Raw genomic sequence first — 25,539 nt, forward strand, 5'->3', positions numbered from 1 at the left:
GCCGGTGCCGCCGAACCATCTCCGCCCGAGGCGGGAGAGGGTTCGGCGCGGCCGCGTGCGGACGCTGACGCGCACGCGGGTCTCCGGCGGCACCACTTGCAGCAGCGGTACCGCCGGCGGTGCCCCGGGCCCTGCCGTAAGCTTCACCCTGGCCGTGCCTTCATGGACCGCACTAGCAATCCCCGCACGCCCGTGTTGCTCGACTCCTCCTTTTCCACGTTCTTCACTTAACTCCGTCGCTTGTTCCAATTTCGGTTGAACCTTCATCATAGATACGGGCGCCGGCTTCTTCGTCGCATTCGCCCCGTCATCCCTTAAAGGCTGGCTCACGGCCGGATGACTTATGGGAAGATGGCTGCTTTCTTTTTGGCTTTGCTTGACCTCTCGACGAGGTGCCACATTGACTTTGACTGCTTGAGATCGTTCCTGCATCGATGGATTCCCCCGCCCTCATCATGCTGCCTTACTAGCGAGCTAGTAACCTAGCTTTCTGCCCTTATATCGTTTGCCCGCTATACTTATAGATATGAGTTTTGAGGGATTGCTAGAACAGTAAAAAGACCCGATTTCGCGGGTCCCTTGCAAAAGCTTCTAGATTTTATAGAAACGATCAACCTTGGTCTTCCATCTTGTTCAGAAACGGAGCCGTCTTCTTATAGGTTTCGCCCCATTCCTTCATTTGGATAATGATCGGAATTAAGGTTTTGCCAAATTCCGTTAAGGAGTACTCCACCTTCGGAGGGACCTGGTGGTACACCTCGCGATGAACGACGCCATCCTCCTCCAGTTCGCGTAGCTGCAGTGTCAGCATCCGTTGGGTAATTCCCGGGCAAATTCGGCGAAATTCGTTGAATCGAATCGGTCCGTTCATCAAATGATATAATAAGACCCCTTTCCATTTGCCTCCGATTACATCCAACGTGAACTCCACCGGGCAGGCTTCATCGTTGGGACAAAAGCCATAACCGCTCTTGCGATTGCGCATTGCTGCATCCCTCCACAATAGTATACAAATGTGTACTACATAACATTAATGTGCGTACTTCCCATTTTAGTGCATTACATTTACATTAACAATAGAAAAGGAGGAGGTATACTATGGCTAATCAAACCATGAAAGCCGTTGGATTCTATAACTATTTGCCCATCGAGCACCCGGAGAGCTTGTTGGATGTCGAGATCGACAGACCTGTTCCAACCGGTAGAGATTTGCTGGTCAAGGTTCACGCCATCTCCGTCAATCCAGTTGACACGAAAGTGCGAAAACCCAAAAGTAAAGTGGAGTCTTCCCCCCGAGTGATTGGTTGGGACGTTGCAGGCATCGTTGAAGAAGTGGGGCCAGATGTGACCTTGTTTAAGCCGGGGGACGCCGTGTATTATGCCGGCAGCATCACCCGTCCCGGAGGGAACAGCGAATTCCACCTGGTTGACGAACGAATCGTTGGTCGTAAACCAACTTCGCTGGATTTCGCCGAGGCTGCCGCTCTCCCATTGACCGCAATTACCGCTTGGGAAGCGTTGTATGATCGCTTAGGCGTCTCCAAAGACGCCAACCAGAATGCCGGGAAAACGATTCTAATCATCGGCGCTGCCGGAGGCGTGGGCTCTATCGCCACGCAACTTGCCAAGCATGCCGGACTTACGGTGATCGGCACAGCATCCCGTCCTGAATCGGTCAAATGGGTAAAAGAGCTGGGGGCGGATGACGTCATCAATCACTATGACCCGTTTGTTCCTCAACTTCAAGCGCTGGGAGTTCAACATGTCGACTATATCTTTTGCTTGAACACCACCGAAAAACACTGGAAGAACATGGTCGATGCGATCGCTCCTCAAGGCAAAATCTGCTCGATCGTCGAAACGGATGAGCCGGTCAACATCTCCCTGTTGCAGCAGAAAAGCGTCACCTTCGTGTATGAACTGATGTTCACTCGCCCGATGTTCCAAACGGAAGATATGATTGAGCAGCATCATCTGCTGAACGCTTTGGCTGATTTGATCGATCAAGGTGTGATTCGTTCGACCGTGGCAGAGAAGCTCTCTCCCATCAACGCCGCCAATCTCCGCAAAGCCCATGCGCTACTCGAATCCGGAAGAACGATCGGCAAAGTGGTCCTAGAGCATTTCAACTAAAGAAAAAGAAAAACCATGCCTCGGGCATGGTTTTTCATACTTCTATAAACTTCAACTTAAGCCCAAGAGGGCTGAATTTTCAAAACTGGGATTTCCTCTTTGGCGCTAGCTGATACTTTCTCGGTTTCCGGTGCGGTCTCTTCGACCGAAATCCGCCAAATGTCCGCACCCAAGCCGGACAGCTTCTCGGCCAAATCCACGTATCCCCGGTCGATATGATGGGTACCGCTGACTTCCGTCGTCCCGTCCGCTACCAGTCCAGCTAAGATCAGTGCCGCTCCGGCACGAAGGTCGGTGGCGCATACCTTGGCTCCGCTGAGTTTGTTGCTCCCGGAGAGAATTGCACTGCGTCCTTCCACCTTAATGTCGGCATTCATTAAACGGAACTGATCGACATGCATAAAGCGGTTTTCGAATACCGTTTCGGTAATGACACTTGCTCCTTCGGTTACGAGCAGCAAGGCCATCATTTGCGCTTGCATATCCGTTGGGAAGCCCGGATACGGTAATGTTTTCACATCCACTGCTTTCAGCGGTTTGTCTGCAATCACACGCACGCCGTTCTCCTGAACTTCTATGGTGACGCCCATTTCCTCCAATTTGGAAATCACCGGTCCCAAGTGATCCGCAATTGCCCCTTCAACAAAGACGTTCCCGCCAGTGATTGCCGCAGCGACCATAAACGTTCCTGCCTCGATCCGGTCAGGGATCACCGTATGCTCGCATCCACGCAACCGTTCGACGCCTTCAATCCGAATCATGCCCGTTCCGGCTCCGCGGACAACGGCTCCCATACTGTTCAAATAATTGGCCAGATCAACGATTTCCGGCTCTTTCGCTGCATTTTCAATAATGGTTGTGCCTTCCGCCAAGGTTGCCGCCATCATAATGTTCTCCGTTGCGCCTACACTGGCAACGTCCAAATAAATCTTAGCCCCGCGGAGGCGGCCGTTCGACTTGGCTTCGATAAACCCGTGGCCGATGGTGATTTCTGCACCCATCGCTTCGAAGCCTTTCAGATGCTGGTCAATCGGTCTGGTCCCGATCGCACAGCCACCCGGGAGGGAAATCCGGGTGAATCCCATTCTTGTTAACAATGGACCCATGACAAGAAAAGACGCCCGCATCTTTCGCACCCATTCATAAGGCGCCTCGCAAGAAGTGATTTGCCGCGCATCGACGGTAATGACCTCTCGGTCATACTTAACAGCTGCTCCTAGCGACTCCAACACTTTATTAATGGTCATTACATCGTCAAGAGGGGGTGCATCGCGAATGACGCTGACTCCTTCTTCACCCAGTAAAGACGCTGCAATGATCGGTAGCACTGAATTTTTAGCACCGCTGACTTTTACGTTCCCGGCCAAAACATTGCCACCGCGGACGATAAATTTGCTCATCATGGTTCCCTCCGCGCGTTCATTTTCACTTTTTTCCCGATTTGGAAAAAGATTTACCTGGTTCAATCCCTAAATTTCATCATATCACCGGTCATTTAAGGCACACAAGGCTCCAATCTTGTCGAAAAAGCGAGTTTTGGCACAGAAATCGCTTCTTGCCCCGATTATGGACATGTTCTCGAGTTGTAGTCCTTATTCACCATTGTTGACACAATGAAATGATGTTATTCGACAATTTCCTTCCTGATCTGTCTGTAGACGAACTCCGCAAACACTAAGCTAAACACTCATACGAATGCTTAAAGTTAAGCTCAAAACATATACTTCAGCATTTGGGTATATTGCCAATAATCCATAATAAAAGCAGCTACGAATCGGCCTAGTACAATGGCGAGCAGCAGATGCAGCAGCTTGCCTTGCGGGCTCTTGGGGTGGCGAATGAATAGATCCAGCTTCAAATTCTGCAGGGCCAGCCACGACAGCACCACGCACGCCAAGGAGACGAGGATCGCTGTCAAGCCGTTTACCCCCACTGAAGACGCTACCTGATCGACGGGATTCATAATAAATCCTCCATCACGTTTATATTTATGCAGCAAGTACCTAAACGGTTAATTCTTCCCCATTAGACGCTGTCACATTGATCATAGTTGCGTTAGGTTCGTATTTATATATCGGTTTCGATCCTGTAAAAATATAGACCTTATATATCATACTTGGCATCGCCGCAATAATCCAGCTTTTCTTTGTCATGCAAAGGCTTCCAACGGCATCTATTACCAAAATATCATTCTGACGTCATTCTGTAAGAAAAAACAGGCACCCCAAAGAGGTGCCCGTTATTTTGCAGTCTATTGCTGTTTGCGGTTGGTGACCACGTTAATCCGGGTGACCGCCCGCTGCAACGCGAGCTCTGCACGGCGATGATCGATACGATCCTGGTTGCTGCGATTCGCCAAACGGCGTTCCGCACGCTCACGTGCCGCGATGGCCCGCTCCAGATCGATCTCCTCCGGCAGCTCTGCGCTCTCGGCAAGTACGATCACCTTATCGCCCTGTACTTCGATAAATCCACCGTGTACGGCGATGTACGTCTCTTCCTTGCCGATTTTCGCAACCACCGGGGCAACTTGCAGCGGGGTCACGAGCGGGATATGGCCCTTCAAAACGCCAAATTCCCCTTCAACGCCGCGGACCGTCAAGCTGTCAACCTCTTTCGAGAACACCACATGCTCCGGCGTAACGATTTCCAATAAAAAGGTGCTCAAGTGTTATCCCTCCTGTTCGTGGGACAGTTCATTTCTGAAGCATCCGGATTCGGCTTCGAATTACAGCGTTTTGGCCTTTTCGACAGCTTCTTCAATCGTTCCTACGAACAGGAACGCTGCTTCCGGAAGATCGTCATGCTTGCCTTCCAAGATTTCTTTGAAGCTGCGGACCGTCTCGGCGATCGGCACATATTTCCCTTTAATTCCCGTAAACTGCTCAGCCACGTGGAATGGCTGCGACAGGAAGCGTTCGATTTTCCGGGCACGGGCAACGAGCGTTTTATCGTCGTCGGACAATTCATCCATACCGAGGATCGCGATAATATCCTGCAGTTCTTTATAACGAGCCAAGATTTGTTTTACGCCTTGGGCTACGGCATAGTGCTCTTCGCCTACGATTTCCGGCGTCAAAATCCGCGAGCTGGAAGCCAGCGGGTCTACGGCCGGGAAAATCCCTTTCTCGGAAATTTTCCGTTCCAGGTTCGTCGTTGCGTCCAAGTGAGCAAACGTTGTAGCTGGAGCCGGGTCGGTATAGTCGTCCGCAGGAACGTAAATCGCTTGAATCGAAGTAACGGAACCTTTCTTCGTCGAAGTGATCCGTTCTTGCAATTGACCCATTTCCGTTGCCAGCGTCGGCTGGTAACCTACTGCGGAAGGCATCCGTCCGAGCAACGCGGAAACCTCAGAACCCGCTTGCGTAAACCGGAAGATGTTGTCGATGAAGAGCAATACGTCGCGGCCTTCTTGGTCGCGGAAGTATTCTGCCATCGTCAGACCCGTCAAGGCTACGCGAAGACGTGCACCTGGCGGTTCGTTCATTTGACCGAAGACCATCGCCGTTTTCTCGATAACGCCGGATTCCGTCATTTCCATGTAAAGGTCGTTCCCTTCACGGGTACGTTCCCCTACACCGGCGAATACGGAGATCCCGCCATGTTCGTGAGCGATGTTGTGGATCAATTCCTGAATCGTAACGGTTTTACCTACGCCGGCACCACCGAACAAGCCGATTTTACCGCCTTTGGCGTAAGGCGCCAGCAGGTCGATAACCTTGATCCCGGTTTCCAGCATTTCCGCTTGCGTCGACAGATCTTCAAACTTCGGCGGTTCGCGGTGGATTGGGTATCTCAATTCGCTGTTGGTTTCACCCTTGTTATCAATCGGCTCACCCAGCACGTTAAATACGCGGCTTAATGTCGCCGAACCGACTGGAACCGAAATCGGTGCTCCTAAGTCGATTGCTTCCGTACCGCGCACAAGGCCGTCTGTCGAGGCCATTGCGATACAACGAACGAGGTTATCGCCCAGATGATTGGAAGCTTCCAGAACCAAAGCAGACTGGCCGTCTTGCTTCTCAATTTTAATTGCGTTATAGATTTCCGGGAGTTGACCGCGCTCAAATTCGATGTCAACAACCGGACCCATTACGCTGACAACGCGTCCTTTGTTCATCTTCGTTTCCCTCCTAAAATTGCTGCCCGGAACGATCAGCCTTGTGCGTTAGCTCCGGCCACGATCTCCGTAATTTCTTGCGTAATCGCCGCTTGACGAGCGCGGTTGTACGTCAGGGTAAGTTCATTAATCATCTTCGTCGCGTTTTTGGTCGCGCTGCCCATTGCAGTCATTTTCGCACCAAGCTCACTGGCTTTACCGTCAAGAAGCGCACCAAAGATCAACGTTTCGGCATATTTCGGAAGAAGCACTTCTAATACGCCTTCCGGCGAAGGTTCATACTCATAGCTGCTGACCGGCGCTTCGCTCTCCACCGAATCAAAGGGGAGAAGGCGCTCCACGGTTGGCAGTTGGGTAATCGCATTGATGAACCGGTTATAGCAAACGTAAATTTCGTCGAATTGTTCAGTTTCGAAGCCTTGCACCGCTGCATAGGTCAACGACTTAATATCCGCAAATCTCGGAGAGTCCGAAAGCTCAGTCACTTCATGAACAACCGGATAATTGCGGCGTTTGAAATAATCTCTGCCTTTACGGCCGATAACAAACAGTTCGTATTCCGAAGCCGAGGCGTGGCGAGAACGGATCAGATCCGTCACTTTCCGCAAAATATTCGCGTTATATCCGCCAACCAAACCGCCGTCGGACGTAATCACGATATACGCGGTCCGCTTGACCGGACGCGACACGAGCATCGGGTGACTAACGCCTTGAGAGGCAGCCGCGATGCTGGATACTACCTCTTTCAGCTTCTCTGAGTATGGCCGAGCCGCTTGCGCTCTCTCCTGCGCTTTACGCAGTTTCGCCGAGGCTACCATTTCCATCGCTTTGGTGATTTGCCGGGTGTTCTGAACGCTTTTAATCTGACGCTTGATTTCGCGCATCCCTTTTGCCATGATTTCACCACCTTAAAGTTTTGGCGAAGCCAAAACTAACTTCGTAAGCATGAGCCTAACTTTGGCAGAGCCAAAGTTACTTCGTAAGCATGAGCCTAACTTTGGCCTGACCAAAGTATTTTTTACACATAGGCGTAAACCGGCATTGCGCTTAGCCAAGGCCGGTTTGCCGCAAGAACATTCTTATGCCGTAGTCGCGAAACCGCGTTTGAATTGCTCGATTACTTCTTTCAGCTTCGTTTCGTTCTCTGGCGTCAGATCCTTGGTGTCGCGGATCGACTGCAGAACATCGTCATGCTGATTTTGGACAAAAGACAGGAATTCCGCTTCGAAGCGGCGCACGTCAGCCAGCGGGATATCATCCAGATACCCTTTGACTGCGGTATACAAGCTGATGACTTGTAGTTCAACCGCCAACGGTTGGTTAACGCCTTGCTTCAGGATTTCCATCATACGCGAACCACGGGTCAACCGAGCTTGCGTCGATTTGTCCAGATCAGAACCGAACTGGGAGAACGCTTGAAGCTCGCGGTATTGGGCCAGGTCCAGACGCAACGTACTGGCAACCTTCTTCATTGCCTTGATTTGCGCGGAACCGCCAACCCGGGATACGGAGATACCCACGTTAACCGCTGGACGTTGACCGGAGTAGAACAGGTCGGACTCCAGGAAGATCTGACCGTCGGTAATGGAAATAACGTTTGTTGGAATGTACGCCGATACGTCGGAAGCTTGCGTTTCGATAAACGGAAGCGCCGTGATCGAACCGCCGCCAAGCTCGTCGCTCAGTTTGGCTGCACGTTCCAGCAGACGGGAGTGCAGGTAGAAGACGTCACCCGGATACGCTTCGCGGCCCGGAGGACGGCGGAGCAGCAAGGAAAGTTCGCGGTAAGCTGCTGCTTGTTTCGACAAATCGTCATAGATAATCAGGACATGCTCGCCTTTGTACATGAAGTACTCGGCCATCGCTACGCCAGCATAAGGGGCAATGTACAGAAGCGGTGCCGGTTCCGAAGCAGAAGCCGATACCACGATTGTATAATCGAGTGCACCATGGCGACGAAGCGTTTCAACAACGCTAACAACCGTTGATTGCTTCTGACCGATGGCAACGTAAATACATTTCACACCGTTGCCCTTTTGGTTGATGATCGTGTCGATAGCAATCGCCGTTTTACCGGTTTGACGGTCACCGATGATAAGCTCCCGTTGACCACGGCCGATCGGAACCATCGAGTCGATTGCTTTAATCCCCGTCTGCATTGGTTCATGAACCGATTTCCGGTCGATAACGCCAGGAGCGTTATTTTCGACTGGACGGAATTCCGTTGTTTCAATCGGTCCTTTCCCGTCGATCGGTTGACCGAGCGGGTTCACAACGCGGCCCAGCATCGCTTCGCCTACGGGAACCTGCATGATTTGTCCCGTCCGTTTCACTTGATCGCCTTCACGGATTTCGCTGTAAGGGCCGAGGATAACGACACCCACATTGCTCTCTTCCAGGTTCAGAGCAAGACCAAAAATGCCATTTTCAAACTCGAGCAGCTCGTTTGCCATCGCGTTCTCAAGTCCGTGAACACGGGCGATACCGTCACCAACTTGAATAACGGTGCCGACTTCAGCTACTTCGATTTCCGATTTATATTGTTCGATCTGACTTTTAATCAGTGTACTGATCTCTTCAGGTCTGATACTCAAGTGTTTCACCCCTATCTACAGTGCTTGTCTTCGAAAAGACTTTTCAAGCCGTTCCAATTTCCCGGCCAAGCTTCCATCGTACAACGTGTCGCCAATTCGTACTTTCATTCCGCCAAGCAACGATTTGTCGATCACGTTCTCGACGCGAATCTTCTTATTTAAGAGGGCGCCGAACTCCGCAGCAACCTGCTGCTTCTCCTCTTCGCTAAGCGGGTAAGTCGTTGTCACCAACGCATTGGCAAGTCCAAGCGCTTCGCTGGAAATGCTCACGTAAGCGTCTACCAGCTCCGGCAAGAGTCCGATTCTTCCGCGTTCTACCAGAAGCTTCACCGTCGAAACTACAGGTTTGGACAGTTTGCCTTCAATCGCATTGGAGATGGCTTCCCATTTCGCCGATTCCGTAATCTTCGGTGAGGCAAGAAAATGCTCAATATCCCCTGCCTGGAAAGCTGCCGCCAGTGCTTTCAACTCTTCTTCAACTTCCAGCGTCCGGCTTTCCGCCGCAGCGATCTCATACAATGCTTTGGCATACCGTTTTGCAGCTACGGTCTCGCGGCTCATGAGCGGCCACCGACCTCTTTAAGGTACTTGTCAACCAGTTCGCCTTGAACGCTGTCTTCGCTGACTTCTTTCTCGATCAGCTTGGATGCGATCTTCACCGACACAGCGCCCACTTCGCTGCGAAGTTGTTCCACCGCGCGGTTCTTCTCGTTCTGAATGTCGCGTACCGCTTCTTCTTTCAAGCGGGCCGCCTCGTTCTTGGCTTCCTCCAGCATTTGAGCGGCTTGCTTGCTGCTCGTCTGCTTGGATTGTTCAATAATTTCATACGCCTCTTTGCGTGCTTGCTGAAGGGCAGCTTTTTGCTCCTCCACATAAGCATTTGCCTGTTCACGTGTTTGCGCCGCTTCACTCAGCTGTTGCTGAACGAGTTCACGACGCTTCTCCATCACGGAAAACAGCGGACCAAATGCGTATTTGTTCAACAAGAAGTATAAAATCCCGATCGCAATCAATGCGAGGACGGTGTTTTCCCATACGAATTCCAAACTCAAGTCACTCCTTTCCGAAGCCTATCCGCATATCGCGTATCGCCCGCCCTGGGCTAAAAAGAAGGCGAGGACGTCTGTGGCCTTCCCCGCCATTTCTTTTCTAAAAATCTTATTAAGCCTGACCAAAGAACATAAATGCCAGGACCACGCCGATGATCGGAAGTACCTCGATCAAACCTACGCCGATAAACATCGTTGTTTGCAGAGTGGACTTCGCTTCAGGTTGACGAGCGATCCCTTCAACTGTTTTGCTGATAACCATACCGTTACCCAGCGCTGCGCCAAATGCGCCCAAACCTGCTACGATAGCTGCTGCTAATAATGCCATTGCTCCCATTTTGTATATCCTCCTTAAGTAAAATCAATTTTTATAGTTCAGTCAGGTTGAAGTCGTTCTCCAATCCGTAACTTGAAACTTAGACTAGCTTATGCGGGCTTCCAACACTGCCCGGTTAATGCTCTTCGTGACTTTCCAGGTTTTGCGAGATATAAACCATCATCAAGATGACAAAGACGAAAGCCTGGATAGCACCTACGAAAATACTGAATCCATCCCATACCATCAAGAGCGGAACGGAGAAGATCGCACCAACCACGCTTGCTTTGGCCAACGTCATAATGGTGGAGATCAGTACCTCGCCTGCGAAGATATTCGCGTAAAGACGAACGCCATGCGTTACCAGCTTCGAGAGCTGCTCAATCAAGTTAATTGGTAGAAACAAAGGATAGGGCTGAACGTAATGCTTAAAATAATTTCTCGTGTTTCTCACCATCCCCAAACCGTGGGACAATGTGAAGACGAGCAAGGCCAGACCCATCGTTACGCTGAGATCAGCTGTCGGCGATTTCCACCATGCCACCTCGGCGTGAGCTTCCTCACCCGGATGCTTCTCGTGCTCTTCCGCGAGCACCTTCGTAACCGAAGTGATTTCCTGACCGAAAATTTTCGCTTTCGCCGGATCATCATACTCCGTTACGACCCCAAACAGAAGCCCTAGCATGTTGGCGACAAAGATAAACATAATCATCGTCATGGCCAGGGAGAGAAAAGGTCTTCCCTTCTTCAGATCCATGGTGCTGGAGATCAAGTTCTGAACGAACTCAGCCGCCCACTCCATGAAATTCTGAAGCTTGCCGGGATTCTCTACGGATAGATTCCGAGTCGCTAGACGCGCGATGACGAACACGATGGTGCAGGTCACCACCAGCATCAAGATGATGGACAAGTCCAAATGCAGACCGCCCAACTCTATGACCGGAGCTTCATGCATGTTTTCTCACCCCCATTCCAAGTTGAAATGCTATCAAGCTTTAAGGCTTACGAGAAAAACGAATACCTATAAAAAGAAGAAAAAATTGCGCAAAAACCAGACTGCCGGCAACCGCATACACGTTAAAATACTGCGGATATTTCATTGCGGCAAAAACCGCTAGAACCGCCAGTGCTGCACGGGTTAGAAACCCCATGTTCAACCGCTTCGAACCACCGTTAACCGCGGCATCTAGCACTTGCCGGACTTTGCGGCCTAAGTAAACCGCGTTAATCCAGCTGACCGCTGAGCCGAGCGCGATGCCGAGCATAATGCTTTGATACTGCGGCAATAAAGCGCCTCCCAGAAAACACAGGGCCAAGAAACCTAGGGTTCCGGCTGTTAGAGCGCGGTTGTATTTCGAGAGCTCATCCATCTTTTCCTCCCACAACCGACTTAATTAGAGCGACAATGCCGACAATACCCGCTGCAATGCCGATCAGAACCCCAAGGCCAATGCCCAGTCCATTCTTGAACCACAGCTTATCCAACCAGGCGCCAAGGAAGTAACCTCCCACAGCGCACACGGCAAAGTTCGTTCCTAAAGCGGTTACCACAGCGACAGCCTTCCATACGCTGTTGTTGTTTTTATCAGGTTTAATCGGGTCTTTCATCTCAAATCACCCTAATAATCCCAATTTATTTTACTAATTGTGAAGAGTTATTGTCAATTGAGGTTTTTTAGTGATTTAAAGCCATGAAATGCTAAATTTGCCCTTGCAATCCTGAATAAAACGCATACAGCGTACAGTAATACTGTATACTTTTTTGGGCTCGCGATCAAAACAAATTTTCGCTAGTTTGTGAACTTTCTGTGAAATTCCTCCGGACGATCCTTCAAAAATCCAAAATGGTGACAAATCGCATTGACAATTCTTTGAGATGCTTGTCCATCGCCGTACGGATTCGCTGCCCGGCTCATCGATTCGTATAGCTTTTGATCGCTAAGCAACGCCTTTGTCCGTTCATAAACCATCTCCTCATTTGTGCCGACTAACTCCAGCGTCCCCGCTTCGATCCCTTCGGGCCGCTCCGTCGTATCACGAAGCACTAGCACCGGAACACCAAAGGATGGTGCCTCTTCCTGCAAACCGCCCGAATCCGTAAGTATCAAATGCGTATGAGGGTAGAAGTTGTGCAGATCCACCACATCTAATGGATCAATAAGTTTAATACGGGGATGATCGCCCAACGTTGCATAAGCCGGCTCCCTGACCGCAGGGCTTGGGTGAACCGGGTACACGATGGCTATATCCTCAAACTCATCGGCAATTCTTCTTACGGCGCGGAAGATATTCAGATGCGGTTCGCCTTGCGACTCGCGGCGGTGCGCCGTCATGAGAATAAGCCGCTTTCCAGCGGCCCAGTCCAGCACAGAATTTGTGTAATTCGGCTGTACTGTATATTGAAACACATCTGTCACCGTGTTGCCTGTGACATATATAGCTGACCCCGGTTTATTTTCCTTACGTAAATTTCCAGCTGACCATTCCGTCGGAGCAAAATGAAGATCAGCTAAAACGCCGGTCAACTGCCGGTTCATCTCTTCTGGATAAGGGGAGAGCTTGTTCCACGTCCGCAATCCGGCCTCGACATGCCCCACCTTGATCTGTTGCAGGAAAGCAGCATAACTTGCCAAGAAAGTCGTTAACGTATCACCGTGCACAAGCACAATGTCGGGTTTGGCCTCCTTCAGGACGCCCTCCAATCCTTGCAGCACACGAATCGTAATTTCGTTCAGCGTCTGGTTGGGCTTCATGACGTCCAGATCATAGTCCGGAACGATCTTAAAGACGTCCAGCACCTGATCAAGCATTTCACGGTGCTGGGCCGTTACACACACCACCGATTCGATTTTGTCGGGATGCTTCTGCAGCTCCAGAATCAGCGGCGCCATTTTAATCGCTTCGGGTCGAACGCCGAAGATCGTCATTACTTTAATCTTGCTCACCCTACTCAATTCCTTCCATATAGAGGTAATCAAAATAAGTTGTTGTCGTCTGCCTGTCTCGCAGCAACTAACTGTAAAAGCTACCGTTAATTTTGGGATATCCGGCATAAGTGCCTCGATTAGCTGTAAAAGCTACCGTTAATTTCGGCGCAATCCCGCATTTTCGCTGAGATCGGCCAAATTAGAGACAGGATTTACTGTTATTTCTCTTCATTGCGCAAATAATAGAAAATTAACGGTACAATTTGCCGTTAAACCGGCCCTATGCCCTACGCCTTCGCCCCAACCATCTCCTAAGACGTTGGAGGCTTGATTCAGGCGTTTGGCTTACTTCGTGCCGTACAACCGATCACCGGCATCGCCCAAGCCCGGAATGATATAGCCATGTTCGTTCAGATGGCTGTCCAATGCCGCGACATAAATGTCAACGTCCGGATGCACGTCATGCACCGCCTTGACCCCTTCCGGCGCGGCAATCAGGTTCATCATTTTGATCTGCGTGCAGCCGCGATTCTTCAACGCGGTAATCGCCGCAATAGCGGATCCCCCAGTAGCCAGCATCGGATCGATCACAATCAGCTCGCGCTCCTGAACATCCGTAGGAAGCTTGATGTAATACTCAACTGGCTGCAGCGTATCCGGATCACGGAACAAGCCGACATGTCCCACCTTCGCCGCAGGAAGCAGCTTCAACACTCCGTCCAGCATGCCCAGCCCGGCGCGGAGAATCGGAATCAGCCCCAGCATCCGCCCAGAGATGACCTTCGACTCGGCCTCAGCAACCGGCGTCTGCACTTTGATTGACTCGAGCGGAATGTCCCGCGTAATTTCATAAGCCATCAACGTCGCTACTTCATCTACCAGTTCACGAAAATCCTTAGTGTTCGTGCGCATGTCGCGGATAAAAGTCAGTTTGTGTTGAATCAAAGGGTGATCACATACCACCAGTTTTCTCATATTTCGTTCTTCCCTCCGGTTTTATTGCTAAGTCTTTACTTGCTTGTTCGTTCCCATTCTTCGAACGTCCACAAATCTTGTCTATTATATCACTCCAAGATGGCATTTTCACCCTCACGCCAACTTGTCAGAAAGCCGTCATAAAAACGTCACTCATCCTTTAAAAGATCCGTCGGGGCCGAAAAACACCGCACTCTCTCGCAGATCGTCTTGACAATGTGGAAAAGCCCTCGTTAATATGGATATATTAAGTCCATAATTAACAGAGGAGAGGAACTGCCATTCAGTATTCCAAAAGTACCGATTATGCGCTGCATGCTCTCATTCACTTGGCAAGCGTGGATCGTGGCCAGAACATTGGAATCAAACCATTGTCCGCTGCGCTTGGCGTTTCGGAGAGCTATCTTTCTAAAATTATGTCCAAGTTGCGGCAAGACGGCATCGTCCGGGCTGTTCCAGGTGTAAACGGCGGCTATGAACTGGCGAAGCCTGCAGATCAAATAACGTTTCTTGAAGTAATACAGGCAATCGAAGGCCGCCAGCACCTGTTCGAATGTTCCAACATATCATCCCAACAGCATCAGTTGCTTGCTGAACAAGATCAGGAGGAACGCGGACAATCCAACCTGAATCCTAACCGGAACGTCTGTCTCGTTAAACAGGTCATGGACGGTGCTGAACGTCAGCTCAATCAATACCTACAGGAGCATACGATACAGACGGTGGTGGATGCGGCAGTCGCAGCTGGGAGGTTCCCCGTCCACAAGAAGTGATTTAACGCTTCTTGTATTTTAATTATGGATATAATAGATCCATGGAGGTGTATTAAAGTATGCTTGATGCTGTCATTATCGGCGGCGGCCCTGCCGGCCTGAGTGCCGCCCTGATGCTGGGAAGGGCCCGAAAACACGCAGTGGTCCTCGATGAAGGACGCCCCCGCAACGCGGTGACCCGTGAGGCCCACGGATTCCTGACGCGCGACGGAATTCCCCCCGGGGAACTGCGGCGGTTAGCCAAGGAACAAATCTCACGTTATCCTGGCATCACTTTTATGGAAGATATAGCCCATCTCGTTACCGGCTCGAATGGCAATTTTCAAATCACGACCTCCCGAGGCGCAACCCTTCACAGTAAGAAGTTGCTGTTTGCCGTTGGCATGAAGGATCGTCCCTTGAATATTCCGGGGCTGGCTGAGGTTTATGGAAAAAGCGCCTTCGTTTGCCCTTATTGCGACGGCTGGGAACTACGCGACGAGCCTTGGGTAATCATATCAACCGGAGCAGATGCCATGCACTTCATCCCGCTGATTTCCGGCTGGACGGATCGCTTTACCTTGTGCACGAATGGTCCCGACGGATTGACCGAAGCGGATCGCGAGGATTTACGACGCCATGGAGTCCCTCTATATGACACTCCCATCCGTTCCATTGAATCGGAAGAAGGGATCGTGCAGCAGGTTGTTCTCGAGGACGGTACAGCCATTGCATGCAGGGGGATTTTTTTTAGACCGGATCTAAAGATCGGATCGGACCTCCCTGAAGCCTTAGGATGTGAGATGACCGAAGCGGGAACGATTGTCGTCGATGAATTCGGAAGAACTACCGTGCCAGGGGTATTTAGCGCTGGAGACGCAATTACGATGCGCCATCAAGCGATTGCAGCAGCTTCTTCCGGAGCCATGGCTGCTGCGGCACTTAACAATGAATTAAATATGGAGGCTTGGAGGGAAAACGGTTAAGCTTCGTCCAAGATGAGGAAAAATTCATGAAACGCCAAATAACCGGGAGCGAAGTGCTCCCGGTTTTGCTCTAGATAAATTCAAATTAATATTGAAGATTTGGATACAGCGGGTACCGATCCGTTAATGCCGACACCTGTTTACGCGCTTTATCCAACACCGCTTCGTCCTTCGGCGATTTCAGCACAGTAGCGATGATCTGCCCAATTTCCTTCATCGCTTCCTCATCCATGCCGCGGGAAGTCGCCGCCGGCGTACCGATGCGGATACCGCTGGTGATGAATGGGCTGGTTGGGTCGAACGGAATCGCATTTTTGTTCACCGTGATCCCGATCGAATCCAGAACTTGCTCGGCGTCTTTCCCTGTGATGTTCAGGTTGCGCGTATCCACCAGCATCAGGTGGTTATCTGTGCCGCCGGATACGATGTTAAGGCCTTCGGACATCAGCGTTTCCGCCAGGACTTTAGCGTTCTTCACTACATTTTGGGCATAAGTTTTAAAAGAAGGCTGAAGCGCTTCGCCCAAGGCCACTGCTTTCGAAGCAATCACGTGCATCAGCGGGCCGCCTTGCGTACCAGGGAATACCGCTTTGTCAATCGCGGCTGCCCAAGGCTGCTTGCACAGAATCATCCCGCCGCGTGGTCCGCGCAGCGTCTTGTGGGTGGTGGTCGTCACAAAATGAGCATGTGGAACCGGGTTTGGATGCAAGCCCGCAGCCACAAGACCGGCAATATGCGCCATGTCGACCATAAACAACGCACCTACGTCGTTGGCGATCGAAGCCAGCTTCTCGAAATCGATGATCCGCGGATATGCGCTCGCTCCAGCCACGATCAGACGTGGACGATGCTTAAAAGCGGCTTTGCGCACTTCATCGTAATCGATCAAGAACGTATCTTCTTGTACCCCATAAGCCACGAAATTATAGTACAAACCGGAAGCGTTGACCGGGCTGCCGTGGGTCAAGTGACCGCCATGCGCCAGGTTCATCCCCAACACGGTGTCGCCAGTTTTGAGGGCAGCCAGGTAAACCGCAAGGTTCGCTTGTGCTCCGGAATGCGGTTGAACGTTGGCGTGGTCAGCGCCAAACAATTCCTTGGCCCGATCGCGGGCGATATTTTCCACGATGTCTACGCGTTCGCAGCCGCCGTAATACCGTTTGCCTGGATAACCTTCAGCGTATTTGTTTGTGAGCACGGATCCCATCGCTTCCATAACCGCCTCACTGACGATGTTCTCGGAAGCGATCAGCTCAATGTTGTTACGCTGACGCTTGAGCTCCAGATTCATAGCCTCCAGTACCGCTGGATCTTGCTTTCTCAAATTTTCCATCTTCCGTTGTCCTCCTTAGAATCTAATCTATACTTAATCGCAAAGCGTGGAATCCGAATCCGGCGGCAGCGTATAAACGGCTCGTTCCCCGCCGATCAGCTTCGGACGGGTCGTCGCTGCTGTAACGCGTGCTTGCCCAACCAGGCGCAGTGAAGGACGAAAAGGCACCGCCACCCGCCGCAAATGCATGCCGATCAGCGTTTCGCCGATATCGATCCCGGCATGGGCTTCAAGCGTCTCGGCCAGGCACGGGTCCGACAAACGCCGATAGGCTGCAGCGGCCATCGAACCGCCTGCCTTCGGCACGGGAACCGCAGCAACTTCCGTCAAGGAAAATCGCTCCAGCACCGCCCGTTCAACCACCAGCGCACGATTTAAGTGCTCGCAGCATTGAAAGGCGACGTCAAAGCCGTATTTGGCCCGAACCTGTTCAATTCCCGCCCACAGCTCAGCCGCGATGTCCTCAGCTCCGCTCGTGCCAATTCGTTTGCCCGCCACTTCACTCGTGCTGGCCCCGATGACCAGCAGCTTCCCCGGACCCAGATGAGCTGCAACGGCTACTTCCTCTGCAATTGTTGCTACCAGTGCCCGCAGGGTACCGAGCTCTTCCTGTTCCATGTGATGCCAGCTCCTTTCTCCGCAAACCAAACAACATGTCACAAAGACTGTCCTTATTATATCAGAGAAAGGCGAACCGCAAACGGATGTCCGTCCGCTTCGTTCAAACCCAACCAACAAAAAAAGAGCATAACGCAACTGACGTGCGTCGTGCTCTTTGCCCAGGCGACCGGCCGTATTCTCCGATGCTCCATCGTGGTTTGATCCACTCTTGTCGCCAGTTACATCGGAGCTTAAACTTCTGCTATTAGAATAAAGCATCCGCGCAGCAAATGCAACTGGTTTAATGCCCCTCGCCGCGCTCCAGCTTGGCGATCAGCTTCTCCAGCGCTGCGCTGATCTCCGCCGCCGTTCGGTCGTAGTCTGCTCGCGAACCGCCAAACGGATCGGAAATATCGAACGCGGGCAGCCGAAGATGCAGCTCATCCAGTCGCCGCTGCTGCTCCGCAGGCCACTCCTTCCCCAGCGCTCGCGCCAGCTCCCGATCCGCCGCAAGGCGTCGGAACTCCTCCAAGGTAGCTAATATGGAGGCGTCTTCTTCAACGTATTCTTTTAATGTAAATATTTTATCGGCTGTCTCCGGAAATGAATGGATCACCTGGCGCTTATGCCCTTGCGTCAGTGTCAGAATCAGATCAGCCCACTCCGCCAGTTCGGCATAAAGAGGGGTAGATTCGAAAGTCTCTTTAATCCCCCGGTCCCGCAACACCGCTTCCGCATGACGGGAAATGGAGGCCCCTTTCATGGCGGCTACGCCAGCCGAGCGGACTTCCACGTCCAGCCCCCGGTCCCGCGCCAGCTTGCGCAGCATCCCTTCGGCCATCGGGCTGCGGCAGGTATTTCCGGTACATACAAACAAGATGCGCATGCCCTTTCACCTCCATATTCAGCGGGAAAGCTTACCCGCGTTTGGACCTTATTTTATCACGAAAGGCCTCGGTTTCAAAAGATAAACAATAGTCCAAACGCCAGCAAGATTGCTCCGCCAGCCGCCTCCCCGTAATCGCCCAGCGAACGCCCCATGCCTCGTCCCATCGCCAGTCCAAACAAGGACATGATCCCGCCAAAAAATCCAAAGGCCAGCACCGTCAGGAGCCAGTCTCCATGGAACATGCCCAGCGACACCCCGACGGAAAACGAATCGATGCTGACGCTTAACGAAAATAGCAGCGCACCTAACCAAGTCCGATGGTTGATGGACTGTACGCCGCTGCCTTTGATCGAGCTGACGATCATATGCGTCCCAAGCAGGAATAGAAGTCCGCCTGCCACATACCGTGCCAAGCTTCCCAGCAGCGCACCGACATACTGTCCCGCTGCAATTCCCAACAGAGGCATTAACACGTGAAAGAGAGCCACCATCGTCCCGATGCGGAACGCATCTTTCCGCCGGACTCCCTTCATGCCGATGCCGACACCCAGCGATAAAGCATCCATGCCCAGCGCAATCGCCATCAGCAGGATCGTCACCAGCTCTCCCAGCCGCTCATAAGCCTCTGCCATAACCGTAAGTCCCCTTTGTCCGTCTTTTGTACAACCATATGCGGACAGGTCCCGGTTCATGACTTCACGCAGCCTTCTTTGTGCATTCCTATCAAGTGAGCCCCACCATTAACGGCGAGCTCCCAACAGCAGAGGATCTCCGATCAATGGAGGAGCTCCCACCAACAATAGTGGAACTCCCCCAGCAATGTGAAATTAGCGGTAAAAGACGACGTTATTTTCTCAACACATGGGGAAAGTTGGACAAATAACGGTATTTTGTACCGCTAAACTGCCCTTTAGACGCCTGTAATTCCGAAATCCGTAAAAATAACACCATGATTTACCGCTATTTACTCAAAACATATCCTTACCTCTAATAATAACGTCACTTTTTACCGCTAAAAGCGGCAACCATCGTCGCACGTGCCTACACAGTACCAAGACACCTTAAGCTTCCCTTTAGTTCAGCAGGCGAAACGTTCATTCCACTAATCCTCCCAACCGCCGAACAAATCAATCTGATGCGGTGGAAGCTCCCGTGGCGATTGACCCAGCAGGCCCATCATATCCAAAGCGTTAGATGCTGCATCCCCGCCGGAATTGTTGTTAAAGACCATACAGATTTCCTGGGTCCCTTTGCTGAGCAGCTGGTCCAGCATGTCAACCCACTCCTGCAACTCCTCCAGCGAGTAACGGTACAACGTGCGAATCTCCCGCCAATTGGGCGCGCTGGCTTGACTCCAACCCGCAGCATTTCGTCCATGCATGCGAACGATCGTTAACTCAGGGTCAGTGGGCTCCAGCACCGTGGGTACGGAGCCTTGGCCGATCTGGGGCTCATCGCAAACGATATGGATCCAGCCCTCCTGCCGCATGAACTCCAACGTGCGTTCTCGGTTAGCGGGCGTGAACCAGCTTTGATGGCGAAACTCCAACGCCAGCGGCAAGTTGCCCATCCATTTACGGATTGCGCGCAGCTGCCGGACATGCTCCGCCGTGCAATCGAACCAAGGTGGAAATTGGAACATTACAGCTTTGAGCCGGCCCGACTCCACCACCGGGTGAATCGAATCGAGATAGGCCTGGAACATCTCTCCGGGACCGCCAAAGGGCGTTTTCCCTCGGCTATGTCCAGTCATCCCTTGGTACGCTTTGATAATAAACGTGAAATCGGACGGCGTCTCCGCCAACCAGCGGCGATAGACCTCCTCGCCCAGTACAGCATAAAACGAACTGTCCACCTCGACCACGTTAAAAAACTTCGCGTACCAAGCGAGCTTGTCTTTGGCCGGCGTTCGGGCAGGGTATAAATCGTCATGATCGCCCCAGCCGGCCAGGCCGATGCGGATCATGACCTCACCCCCTGCCCTCTTCCGAATCTCCGCCGGCCTCAATCACCCGGTGACCGGCAGCTTTCAGCAGCCGGTTCATCACCGCCGAGCCGAGTCCGTCTTCGGGGCAGGCTTCGGCGAGAATGTACGTGACGCCGCAATCGTCGAAGCGGCGGAGCGCAGCGTAGAGACGGTGCGCCGCCGTCTCCAGCTCGTCCTCGCGGCCGAGCGAGAGCGCACAGTCGGCGCGGTAGGACGGGAGGCGCTCGTCGAAGGCGAGCACGCCCGTCTTCTCCCCGCGCGCCGCGGCCGCCGCGAGCTCGGCCTGGATGCGGTCCGCCACCCGGTTGGCGGACCCGCGCACAATGTGCAACACGCCCTGCGGCGCATAGTGCGTGTACTTCATGCCCGGCGCGCGAGGCGCAGCCGCCGGGCCAGGGGCCGCTTCGCCGCCCGCCTTCGCCTTCGGCTGCAGGGCGGCGTCCAGCCGCACGCCCGCGCCAGCCACGCGGGCGAGCAGCTCCACCGTGATCCCGCCAGGGCGGAGCACGGTGACAACCCCGTCCCGGCCGGCTTCCACAACCGTCGACTCCAGGCCCACCCCAGTGGGCCCGCCGTCGACGATGCCGTCAATGCGGCCGGACAAGTCCTCGCCCACGTGGCTCGCCAACGTGGGGCTCGGGCGCCCCGACCGGTTGGCGCTGGGCGCCGCCACCGGGCATCCCGCTGCGGCAATGAGCCGCAGCGCCACGTCGTGGGCGGGCATGCGCACGCCCACGGTAGACAACCCCGCCGTCACGCGCGGCGAGACAGCGCCTTCGGCCACGGGCAGCACCAGCGTAAGCGGCCCGGGCCAAAACGCCTCCATCAGCCGCTGTGCCGTCTCGTTCACTTCCGTGACGAGTCCGTCCAGCTGGCTCACGTCGGCGATGTGCACGATGAGCGGATTGTCGGACGGACGGCCCTTGGCGGCAAAAATTGCCTCCACCGCCGCCGTATTCCGCGCATCTGCACCAAGCCCATACACCGTCTCCGTCGGAAACGCCACCGTCCCGCCGGAGGCGAGTACAGCGGCGGCCTCTTGCAGCGCCGCCGCTTCCTCCGCAGCCACATCATCCGACACTTCAGCCCCAGCTCCTGTTCCAGGCTGGATACGCCACCAACGTGTCGTTTTGGGGGTTACTTCTTTTAAAGCAGGGAGATCCCCGCGATGTTCCGTTTGATTGAAATTCATAGATTCCTGTCGGCTCATACTTGTTCATCCCAAACTGTTCAATAATATATTCTACTATTATACCCGAACCCCGCCTTGCGCATAGCCCGCAAAAAAACCGCCCGGCATCCCCGAACGGTTAAACAGTTCTCAATATATAAATCATTAAGCAAATAGACTAACAATCCAGTTCCAGAGCTTCACCAGCATATCCCACAGGAAGAAACGCACTTCTGTCTCCTGCGGTTCAACCTGAACGGCATCACCCGCACTCCCGTCAGCCGAGGCTTTTGCCGTTGCTGTGGTTACAGCCCCAGCGTCCTTTGCCAGCGCATCCCCACTCCCGGCGTCAATGAAGCATAGCGGCGGAAACAATACACACCACCAGTTTTTCCCTTTGCCTTCGCCCAGCGTCACGCGCAGCGCTTCGTAGTCGCCCGCTGGATAAACAGCGCCGCCATACATTTTGGTCGGAAACGGCACGGTGCCGAGCTCAACTTGATAATCGTAGTTTTTACCATATTGCTTAAGCGTTTGACCAACTTGTTCCTCGATGGCTGGCAGATGCTCACGGATGATCCGGCGTGCTTCCTCCAGACTCCGCGGATTGTCCAGCTGTGCAACCCAGCCGTTCATTTGCTCAACGACAGCATCGCGAACACGACGCTTGACGAGTTGATCCGCAGCTCCATCCGAGTTAGCCAAAATGCGCAGCCGAATCGATTCCTGAGGAATCTGCGAAATCACCGTTTGTGCCCCTGCCGCCGCGGCTGTATCAACCAATTGCCCTTCCCAGGACATCATCAACATCACAATCGAAAAAAAGATAAGTGCGATTTTCTGACGGGAAAAAGAACGTTTACCCATGATTCCTTGCTCCTAACCAAACCGGTATTTCAGCCGCTGATGTCTATCAGTATGTCCGGTTAAGAGACTTCTAAACCTAGAAATCTAGGAATCTAGTAAAAATTTTACCCCCGATTTTCCGATTGACGTTTGGACCGGAGCAAGGCATAACGCGACGTAGGAGCCGACGAAGCCACAGGAGGATTCTCTTCCTCCTTCTCTTGCCCATAGATCCGGATACTCATCGCCACGCCGATGCTCGCCATGTTAATTAACAGCGAAGTACCGCCATAGCTGATGAAGGGCAAAGTAATCCCTGTCAAAGGCATGAGGCCAATGAACATGCCGATATTTTCGAAAATCTGATACAACAGCATTGCCACAATCCCCACTATTAAGTAGGGCCCACTGGTTTCACGAGTCTCCAGAGAGATCAGAATGAGCCGATGAATCAGTACAAAATACAACAGCAGTAGCGCCGAGCTCCCGATAAAACCAAACTCCTCAGCGATCACCACAAAGATCGAGTCCGAGTAGGTCAGCGGTACCCGTTCCGACTGCACCGTTTCCCCTTTCATATACCCTTCTCCAGTCATGCCCCCAGAGGCAATGGCTAACTTGGCGTTTCGAGTGTGGTAGGAGGCGTCCTCAGACGCTTTCTCCGGCATGAGCCAAGGATCAATCCGGTTAATCCAGTGTTCCCGGCCGATTTCGACGAAGAAGTTGTACACTTGATCATGGTACGCTTTGTACGCCGTGATACCACCGATCACCGAGCCGGCAAAAATCACAAGCGCAATCAGCGCATGCCAATATTTAATATTCCCAATCCATAACATGCCCGCCAAAATCACGACATAGCTGAGTGCATTCCCCAAGTCGTTTTGGGCCATAACCGCAACAAACGGGATAAAAGTAAGCAAGCAGATCGGTACAACGTCCCGCCAAAAGGACAGACGAAGCTTGCGCTTGCGCAGCAACAAAAACCCGAGAAAAAGAACCAGCAGCAGCTTAAAAAACTCCGCCGGCTGAAAACTCTGATTAATGACCGGGATCGTCAACCAACCGGTTGCGTTATAGTAGGTATTACCAATAAACATAACGACGATCAACAGCCCGAAGCCAAACAGGTACAAGTAAGGCGCATATTTCACAAGCAGCCGATAGTCGACAATCGAAACTCCAAAAAAGGCAACAAACCCCAGCGCATAATAAGCAAGCATGCGAATGTGATAGCCATGATATTGGGTGTTTGACGTAGCGCTGTACAACACCGCAATACTGATGGCCATGAGCAGCAACAGGATCACGACGATGGAGTAATCGATTTTTTTCAGTTTGCTCAGCATGAACATCCTCTTTTCTTGATCTAAAAACCCCGTACCTTTACTTTAAAAGAAACCCGGCCTAACTACAAATGAGCCCTACGACTCAAATAACGAGTCACAGCGTCAAAAGGTTACCTTTTTAGACTTATTTTGCCCCATGGCGTCATTTCTCACGTCTCCCTCATCCCTTGCCCCTCTTGCCTTGCTGTACCTTCCTCCCCCTCTTCACACGATTATCCCTTTCGCTCAGAAAGAAGAAAATGACCATCTATCTCCTCCTTCCGCCACTTTTCCACTCGAACTAACTTCACTCTTTTCTCTTTTTCTCACGCGCTCCCCTCTCACCTTGCCACTCTTTGCACCATTATCCCTTTTGTTCAGATAGGGGGAGCCTTCTTACGCTTTCTTACACCATTATCTCTTTCGTTCAGATGGGAAGTGTTTGCTTACTCCTTCTTACACCATTATCCCCCTTGATCAGATGGGGGAGCTTTCTTACACCTTTTTACGCCATTATCCCTTTCGTTCAGATGGCAAGTTCTTTCCTCCCCCTTCTTACACCATTATCCCCCTTGATCAGATGAGAGGTGCCTTCCTATTCCTTCTTACACTACTATCCCTTTCGTTCAGAAAGGAGTATCCTCTTACGCCTTTACACCACTATCCCCTTCGCTCAGGCAGGAAGGATACTCATCGTCTCAACCATATCCAAATCGATCAGAAAGAAGAACTTGCTCTCGTCCCTATTTTCCAGGTTATCCCTCTCACTCAGGAATGAGGAGTCCAGGAAACTACTTCTTCATCCTTTGTTACCGTTACTCATTGTTTTCCTCAGTCTTTATTGTTACGCGTCCCCCTACGATCTGATGCAACGGGATAATCCTCAAAAAGAGGACCCGAATAGATACATTTACCATAAAACTCGAATAATACGCCAGTGCTAAGATTAAAACCAGCTCCGAAACCAATCCGGCTCTTGGGCTCTAATGTCGCCTATGTACAATTCCGGCATCTCATTGCATAATTATCCCTTTCGTCTTCTTTGTACCATTATCCCCTTCGTTCAGAGGTAGGAAACGAACCTTTCCCCCATAGGTAGTCTCTATTGTTGTTTCGAGTGTACACAGCAACTGATGCAACGGGATAATCCTTAAAAAGAGGGCAAAAGACAGACTTATTGCAAAAAAATGAGCGCCGACGCGTGCGCCGGCGCCCTAGTGGGGTCGGGATAAGAAAGGGAATGGAGGGGGAGCAGGTTATACGGGAGTGATCAAGGTGATCGTTCCCGTCGCTGCCGTCAGCGCAAAAATTCCGATCGTTTGGATGTTGCTCAGTTGAACGGAAAATGTGCTGCCTTGCGTTACAGTCTGAATAAAGTCAGGAGCGTTGTACCGGGTAATCCGGAGTTCGACGTTACCCACTGTAGCCTGAACCGTTACAATCCCGGTTGGGCCCAGCGGGTCGGCGGCCACGAAATACCCTTGGCCGACGCCGGCAGCTTGCGCGTACGGAAACGTCAGTGTAAACGCCATG

The 25,539-nt window shown here is 52.2% G+C and carries 28 protein-coding genes and 1 riboswitch; of the genes, 3 read left to right on the forward strand and 25 right to left on the reverse strand.

The genetic code is table 11. The features are described from left to right. Both PBA01S_RS10700 and PBA01S_RS10705 read right to left on the reverse strand, forming a co-directional pair. Positions 1-432 (reverse strand): hypothetical protein (locus tag PBA01S_RS10700; RefSeq protein ID WP_164744145.1); only part of this gene is annotated, 432 nt, incomplete at its 3' end. Positions 433-610: 178 nt separating this feature from the next. Continuing rightward, entirely contained in the window at positions 611-985 is a 375-nt protein-coding gene (locus PBA01S_RS10705) for a winged helix-turn-helix transcriptional regulator (protein WP_028538167.1), read from the reverse strand. A gap of 113 nt (positions 986-1,098) precedes the next feature. On the opposite strand from PBA01S_RS10705, the gene PBA01S_RS10710 reads away from it, so the two are divergent. Next, positions 1,099-2,133, forward strand: a complete 1,035-nt coding sequence (locus PBA01S_RS10710) for a zinc-binding alcohol dehydrogenase family protein (protein WP_016314165.1) — start codon at positions 1,099-1,101, stop codon at positions 2,131-2,133. 56 nt (positions 2,134-2,189) lie between these two features. Here PBA01S_RS10710 and murA read toward each other — a convergent pair whose 3' ends face one another. The 14 genes from murA to upp all read right to left on the reverse strand — a co-directional run bounded on the left by murA (position 2,190) and on the right by upp (position 14,114). Further along, on the reverse strand, positions 2,190-3,533 hold the full coding sequence (gene murA / locus PBA01S_RS10715) for a UDP-N-acetylglucosamine 1-carboxyvinyltransferase (protein WP_127575965.1): 1,344 nt from the start codon (positions 3,531-3,533) through the stop codon (positions 2,190-2,192). A 311-nt stretch (positions 3,534-3,844) separates the two neighbouring features. Beyond that, entirely contained in the window at positions 3,845-4,096 is a 252-nt protein-coding gene (locus tag PBA01S_RS10720) for a DUF1146 family protein (protein WP_016314167.1), read from the reverse strand. A 288-nt stretch (positions 4,097-4,384) separates the two neighbouring features. Continuing rightward, entirely contained in the window at positions 4,385-4,801 is a 417-nt protein-coding gene (locus PBA01S_RS10725) for a F0F1 ATP synthase subunit epsilon (RefSeq protein ID WP_016314168.1), read from the reverse strand. 60 nt (positions 4,802-4,861) lie between these two features. Continuing rightward, positions 4,862-6,253: a F0F1 ATP synthase subunit beta gene (gene atpD / locus PBA01S_RS10730; protein WP_016314169.1), complete on the reverse strand. Its 1,392-nt coding sequence runs from the start codon at positions 6,251-6,253 to the stop codon at positions 4,862-4,864. 35 nt (positions 6,254-6,288) lie between these two features. Continuing rightward, positions 6,289-7,149, reverse strand: coding sequence for an ATP synthase F1 subunit gamma (gene atpG, locus PBA01S_RS10735; protein WP_016314170.1), 861 nt, complete (start codon positions 7,147-7,149; stop codon positions 6,289-6,291). Positions 7,150-7,332: 183 nt separating this feature from the next. Next, positions 7,333-8,847: a F0F1 ATP synthase subunit alpha gene (gene atpA, locus PBA01S_RS10740; protein WP_127575966.1), complete on the reverse strand. Its 1,515-nt coding sequence runs from the start codon at positions 8,845-8,847 to the stop codon at positions 7,333-7,335. Positions 8,848-8,862: 15 nt separating this feature from the next. Further along, on the reverse strand, positions 8,863-9,408 hold the full coding sequence (locus tag PBA01S_RS10745) for a F0F1 ATP synthase subunit delta (protein ID WP_009223741.1): 546 nt from the start codon (positions 9,406-9,408) through the stop codon (positions 8,863-8,865). Beyond that, complete coding sequence (atpF, locus tag PBA01S_RS10750; RefSeq protein ID WP_009223740.1) at positions 9,405-9,893, reverse strand: F0F1 ATP synthase subunit B; 489 nt, start codon at positions 9,891-9,893, stop codon at positions 9,405-9,407. Before atpF ends, PBA01S_RS10745 begins: the two co-directional genes overlap by 4 nt. A 115-nt stretch (positions 9,894-10,008) precedes the next feature. Next, positions 10,009-10,233 carry a F0F1 ATP synthase subunit C gene (atpE, locus tag PBA01S_RS10755; RefSeq protein ID WP_009223739.1) on the reverse strand — a complete coding sequence of 75 codons (225 nt, stop codon included), beginning with the start codon at positions 10,231-10,233 and terminating at the stop codon, positions 10,009-10,011. A 115-nt stretch (positions 10,234-10,348) separates the two neighbouring features. Continuing rightward, complete coding sequence (gene atpB, locus PBA01S_RS10760; RefSeq protein ID WP_009223738.1) at positions 10,349-11,167, reverse strand: F0F1 ATP synthase subunit A; 819 nt, start codon at positions 11,165-11,167, stop codon at positions 10,349-10,351. A 40-nt stretch (positions 11,168-11,207) separates the two neighbouring features. Continuing rightward, positions 11,208-11,582, reverse strand: coding sequence for an ATP synthase subunit I (locus tag PBA01S_RS10765; RefSeq protein ID WP_009223737.1), 375 nt, complete (start codon positions 11,580-11,582; stop codon positions 11,208-11,210). After that, on the reverse strand, positions 11,575-11,820 hold the full coding sequence (locus tag PBA01S_RS10770) for an AtpZ/AtpI family protein (RefSeq protein WP_009223736.1): 246 nt from the start codon (positions 11,818-11,820) through the stop codon (positions 11,575-11,577). Before PBA01S_RS10770 ends, PBA01S_RS10765 begins: the two co-directional genes overlap by 8 nt. Before the next feature lie 182 nt (positions 11,821-12,002). Beyond that, positions 12,003-13,157, reverse strand: a complete 1,155-nt coding sequence (gene wecB, locus PBA01S_RS10775) for a non-hydrolyzing UDP-N-acetylglucosamine 2-epimerase (protein ID WP_127575967.1) — start codon at positions 13,155-13,157, stop codon at positions 12,003-12,005. Between the two features lie 327 nt (positions 13,158-13,484). Continuing rightward, positions 13,485-14,114, reverse strand: a complete 630-nt coding sequence (upp, locus tag PBA01S_RS10780) for a uracil phosphoribosyltransferase (RefSeq protein WP_009223734.1) — start codon at positions 14,112-14,114, stop codon at positions 13,485-13,487. A 281-nt stretch (positions 14,115-14,395) separates the two neighbouring features. Between upp and PBA01S_RS10785 the strand changes: the two genes are divergently transcribed. Together PBA01S_RS10785 and PBA01S_RS10790 are read left to right on the forward strand one after the other, a co-directional pair. Next, on the forward strand, positions 14,396-14,887 hold the full coding sequence (locus PBA01S_RS10785) for an RrF2 family transcriptional regulator (RefSeq protein WP_028538172.1): 492 nt from the start codon (positions 14,396-14,398) through the stop codon (positions 14,885-14,887). A gap of 59 nt (positions 14,888-14,946) precedes the next feature. Next, on the forward strand, positions 14,947-15,852 hold the full coding sequence (locus PBA01S_RS10790) for an NAD(P)/FAD-dependent oxidoreductase (RefSeq protein WP_085170574.1): 906 nt from the start codon (positions 14,947-14,949) through the stop codon (positions 15,850-15,852). An 85-nt stretch (positions 15,853-15,937) separates the two neighbouring features. Here PBA01S_RS10790 and glyA read toward each other — a convergent pair whose 3' ends face one another. From glyA to PBA01S_RS10835, 9 genes are all read right to left on the reverse strand, one after another. Further along, a complete protein-coding gene (glyA, locus tag PBA01S_RS10795) occupies positions 15,938-17,185 on the reverse strand; it encodes a serine hydroxymethyltransferase (protein ID WP_127575968.1) in 1,248 nt (415 codons plus the stop codon). Between the two features lie 33 nt (positions 17,186-17,218). Continuing rightward, entirely contained in the window at positions 17,219-17,803 is a 585-nt protein-coding gene (locus tag PBA01S_RS10800; RefSeq protein ID WP_085278154.1) for a TIGR01440 family protein, read from the reverse strand. A 152-nt stretch (positions 17,804-17,955) separates the two neighbouring features. Beyond that, positions 17,956-18,038, reverse strand: a riboswitch (ZMP/ZTP riboswitch). A 48-nt stretch (positions 18,039-18,086) separates the two neighbouring features. Further along, on the reverse strand, positions 18,087-18,671 hold the full coding sequence (locus PBA01S_RS10805) for a low molecular weight protein arginine phosphatase (RefSeq protein ID WP_016314175.1): 585 nt from the start codon (positions 18,669-18,671) through the stop codon (positions 18,087-18,089). Between the two features lie 74 nt (positions 18,672-18,745). After that, positions 18,746-19,306, reverse strand: a complete 561-nt coding sequence (locus PBA01S_RS10810) for a manganese efflux pump MntP (protein WP_028538175.1) — start codon at positions 19,304-19,306, stop codon at positions 18,746-18,748. A 470-nt stretch (positions 19,307-19,776) separates the two neighbouring features. Further along, the gene (locus PBA01S_RS10815) at positions 19,777-20,640 is read right to left on the reverse strand and encodes a DUF72 domain-containing protein (protein ID WP_127575969.1); all 864 of its coding nucleotides are present in this window, start codon (positions 20,638-20,640) and stop codon (positions 19,777-19,779) included. Positions 20,641-20,644: 4 nt separating this feature from the next. Beyond that, positions 20,645-21,742 carry an L-threonylcarbamoyladenylate synthase gene (locus PBA01S_RS10820; protein ID WP_307719245.1) on the reverse strand — a complete coding sequence of 366 codons (1,098 nt, stop codon included), beginning with the start codon at positions 21,740-21,742 and terminating at the stop codon, positions 20,645-20,647. A gap of 255 nt (positions 21,743-21,997) precedes the next feature. Next, positions 21,998-22,699 carry a stage II sporulation protein R gene (gene spoIIR, locus PBA01S_RS10825; protein WP_127575970.1) on the reverse strand — a complete coding sequence of 234 codons (702 nt, stop codon included), beginning with the start codon at positions 22,697-22,699 and terminating at the stop codon, positions 21,998-22,000. Between the two features lie 104 nt (positions 22,700-22,803). Beyond that, on the reverse strand, positions 22,804-24,027 hold the full coding sequence (locus PBA01S_RS10830) for an FtsW/RodA/SpoVE family cell cycle protein (RefSeq protein ID WP_085170570.1): 1,224 nt from the start codon (positions 24,025-24,027) through the stop codon (positions 22,804-22,806). A 1,235-nt stretch (positions 24,028-25,262) separates the two neighbouring features. Further along, entirely contained in the window at positions 25,263-25,538 is a 276-nt protein-coding gene (locus tag PBA01S_RS10835) for a hypothetical protein (protein WP_028539303.1), read from the reverse strand. Between the last annotated feature and the right edge of the window lies 1 nt (position 25,539).

Origin of the sequence: Paenibacillus barengoltzii NBRC 101215, from assembly GCF_004000745.1 — a bacterium.
GTDB classification, from domain to species: domain Bacteria; phylum Bacillota; class Bacilli; order Paenibacillales; family Paenibacillaceae; genus Fontibacillus; species Fontibacillus barengoltzii.

What these genes read in the sequence shown, in the direction of transcription:
- PBA01S_RS10790 (WP_085170574.1), top strand. Translation starts at nt 14,947, where the DNA reads ATGCTTGATGCTGTCATTATCGGCGGCGGCCCTGCCGGCCTGAGTGCC.
- spoIIR (WP_127575970.1), bottom strand. Translation starts at nt 22,699, where the DNA reads ATGGGTAAACGTTCTTTTTCCCGTCAGAAAATCGCACTTATCTTTTTT.
- PBA01S_RS10745 (WP_009223741.1), bottom strand. Translation starts at nt 9,408, where the DNA reads ATGAGCCGCGAGACCGTAGCTGCAAAACGGTATGCCAAAGCATTGTAT.
- PBA01S_RS10710 (WP_016314165.1), top strand. Translation starts at nt 1,099, where the DNA reads ATGGCTAATCAAACCATGAAAGCCGTTGGATTCTATAACTATTTGCCC.
- PBA01S_RS10770 (WP_009223736.1), bottom strand. Translation starts at nt 11,820, where the DNA reads ATGAAAGACCCGATTAAACCTGATAAAAACAACAACAGCGTATGGAAG.
- PBA01S_RS10805 (WP_016314175.1), bottom strand. Translation starts at nt 18,671, where the DNA reads ATGCGCATCTTGTTTGTATGTACCGGAAATACCTGCCGCAGCCCGATG.
- murA (WP_127575965.1), bottom strand. Translation starts at nt 3,533, where the DNA reads ATGAGCAAATTTATCGTCCGCGGTGGCAATGTTTTGGCCGGGAACGTA.
- atpD (WP_016314169.1), bottom strand. Translation starts at nt 6,253, where the DNA reads ATGAACAAAGGACGCGTTGTCAGCGTAATGGGTCCGGTTGTTGACATC.
- PBA01S_RS10720 (WP_016314167.1), bottom strand. Translation starts at nt 4,096, where the DNA reads ATGAATCCCGTCGATCAGGTAGCGTCTTCAGTGGGGGTAAACGGCTTG.
- PBA01S_RS10800 (WP_085278154.1), bottom strand. Translation starts at nt 17,803, where the DNA reads ATGGAACAGGAAGAGCTCGGTACCCTGCGGGCACTGGTAGCAACAATT.
- upp (WP_009223734.1), bottom strand. Translation starts at nt 14,114, where the DNA reads ATGAGAAAACTGGTGGTATGTGATCACCCTTTGATTCAACACAAACTG.
- PBA01S_RS10765 (WP_009223737.1), bottom strand. Translation starts at nt 11,582, where the DNA reads ATGGATGAGCTCTCGAAATACAACCGCGCTCTAACAGCCGGAACCCTA.
- PBA01S_RS10810 (WP_028538175.1), bottom strand. Translation starts at nt 19,306, where the DNA reads ATGGCAGAGGCTTATGAGCGGCTGGGAGAGCTGGTGACGATCCTGCTG.
- PBA01S_RS10705 (WP_028538167.1), bottom strand. Translation starts at nt 985, where the DNA reads ATGCGCAATCGCAAGAGCGGTTATGGCTTTTGTCCCAACGATGAAGCC.
- PBA01S_RS10815 (WP_127575969.1), bottom strand. Translation starts at nt 20,640, where the DNA reads ATGATCCGCATCGGCCTGGCCGGCTGGGGCGATCATGACGATTTATAC.
- atpG (WP_016314170.1), bottom strand. Translation starts at nt 7,149, where the DNA reads ATGGCAAAAGGGATGCGCGAAATCAAGCGTCAGATTAAAAGCGTTCAG.
- atpE (WP_009223739.1), bottom strand. Translation starts at nt 10,233, where the DNA reads ATGGGAGCAATGGCATTATTAGCAGCAGCTATCGTAGCAGGTTTGGGC.
- PBA01S_RS10835 (WP_028539303.1), bottom strand. Translation starts at nt 25,538, where the DNA reads ATGGCGTTTACACTGACGTTTCCGTACGCGCAAGCTGCCGGCGTCGGC.
- atpB (WP_009223738.1), bottom strand. Translation starts at nt 11,167, where the DNA reads ATGCATGAAGCTCCGGTCATAGAGTTGGGCGGTCTGCATTTGGACTTG.
- PBA01S_RS10830 (WP_085170570.1), bottom strand. Translation starts at nt 24,027, where the DNA reads ATGCTGAGCAAACTGAAAAAAATCGATTACTCCATCGTCGTGATCCTG.
- glyA (WP_127575968.1), bottom strand. Translation starts at nt 17,185, where the DNA reads ATGGAAAATTTGAGAAAGCAAGATCCAGCGGTACTGGAGGCTATGAAT.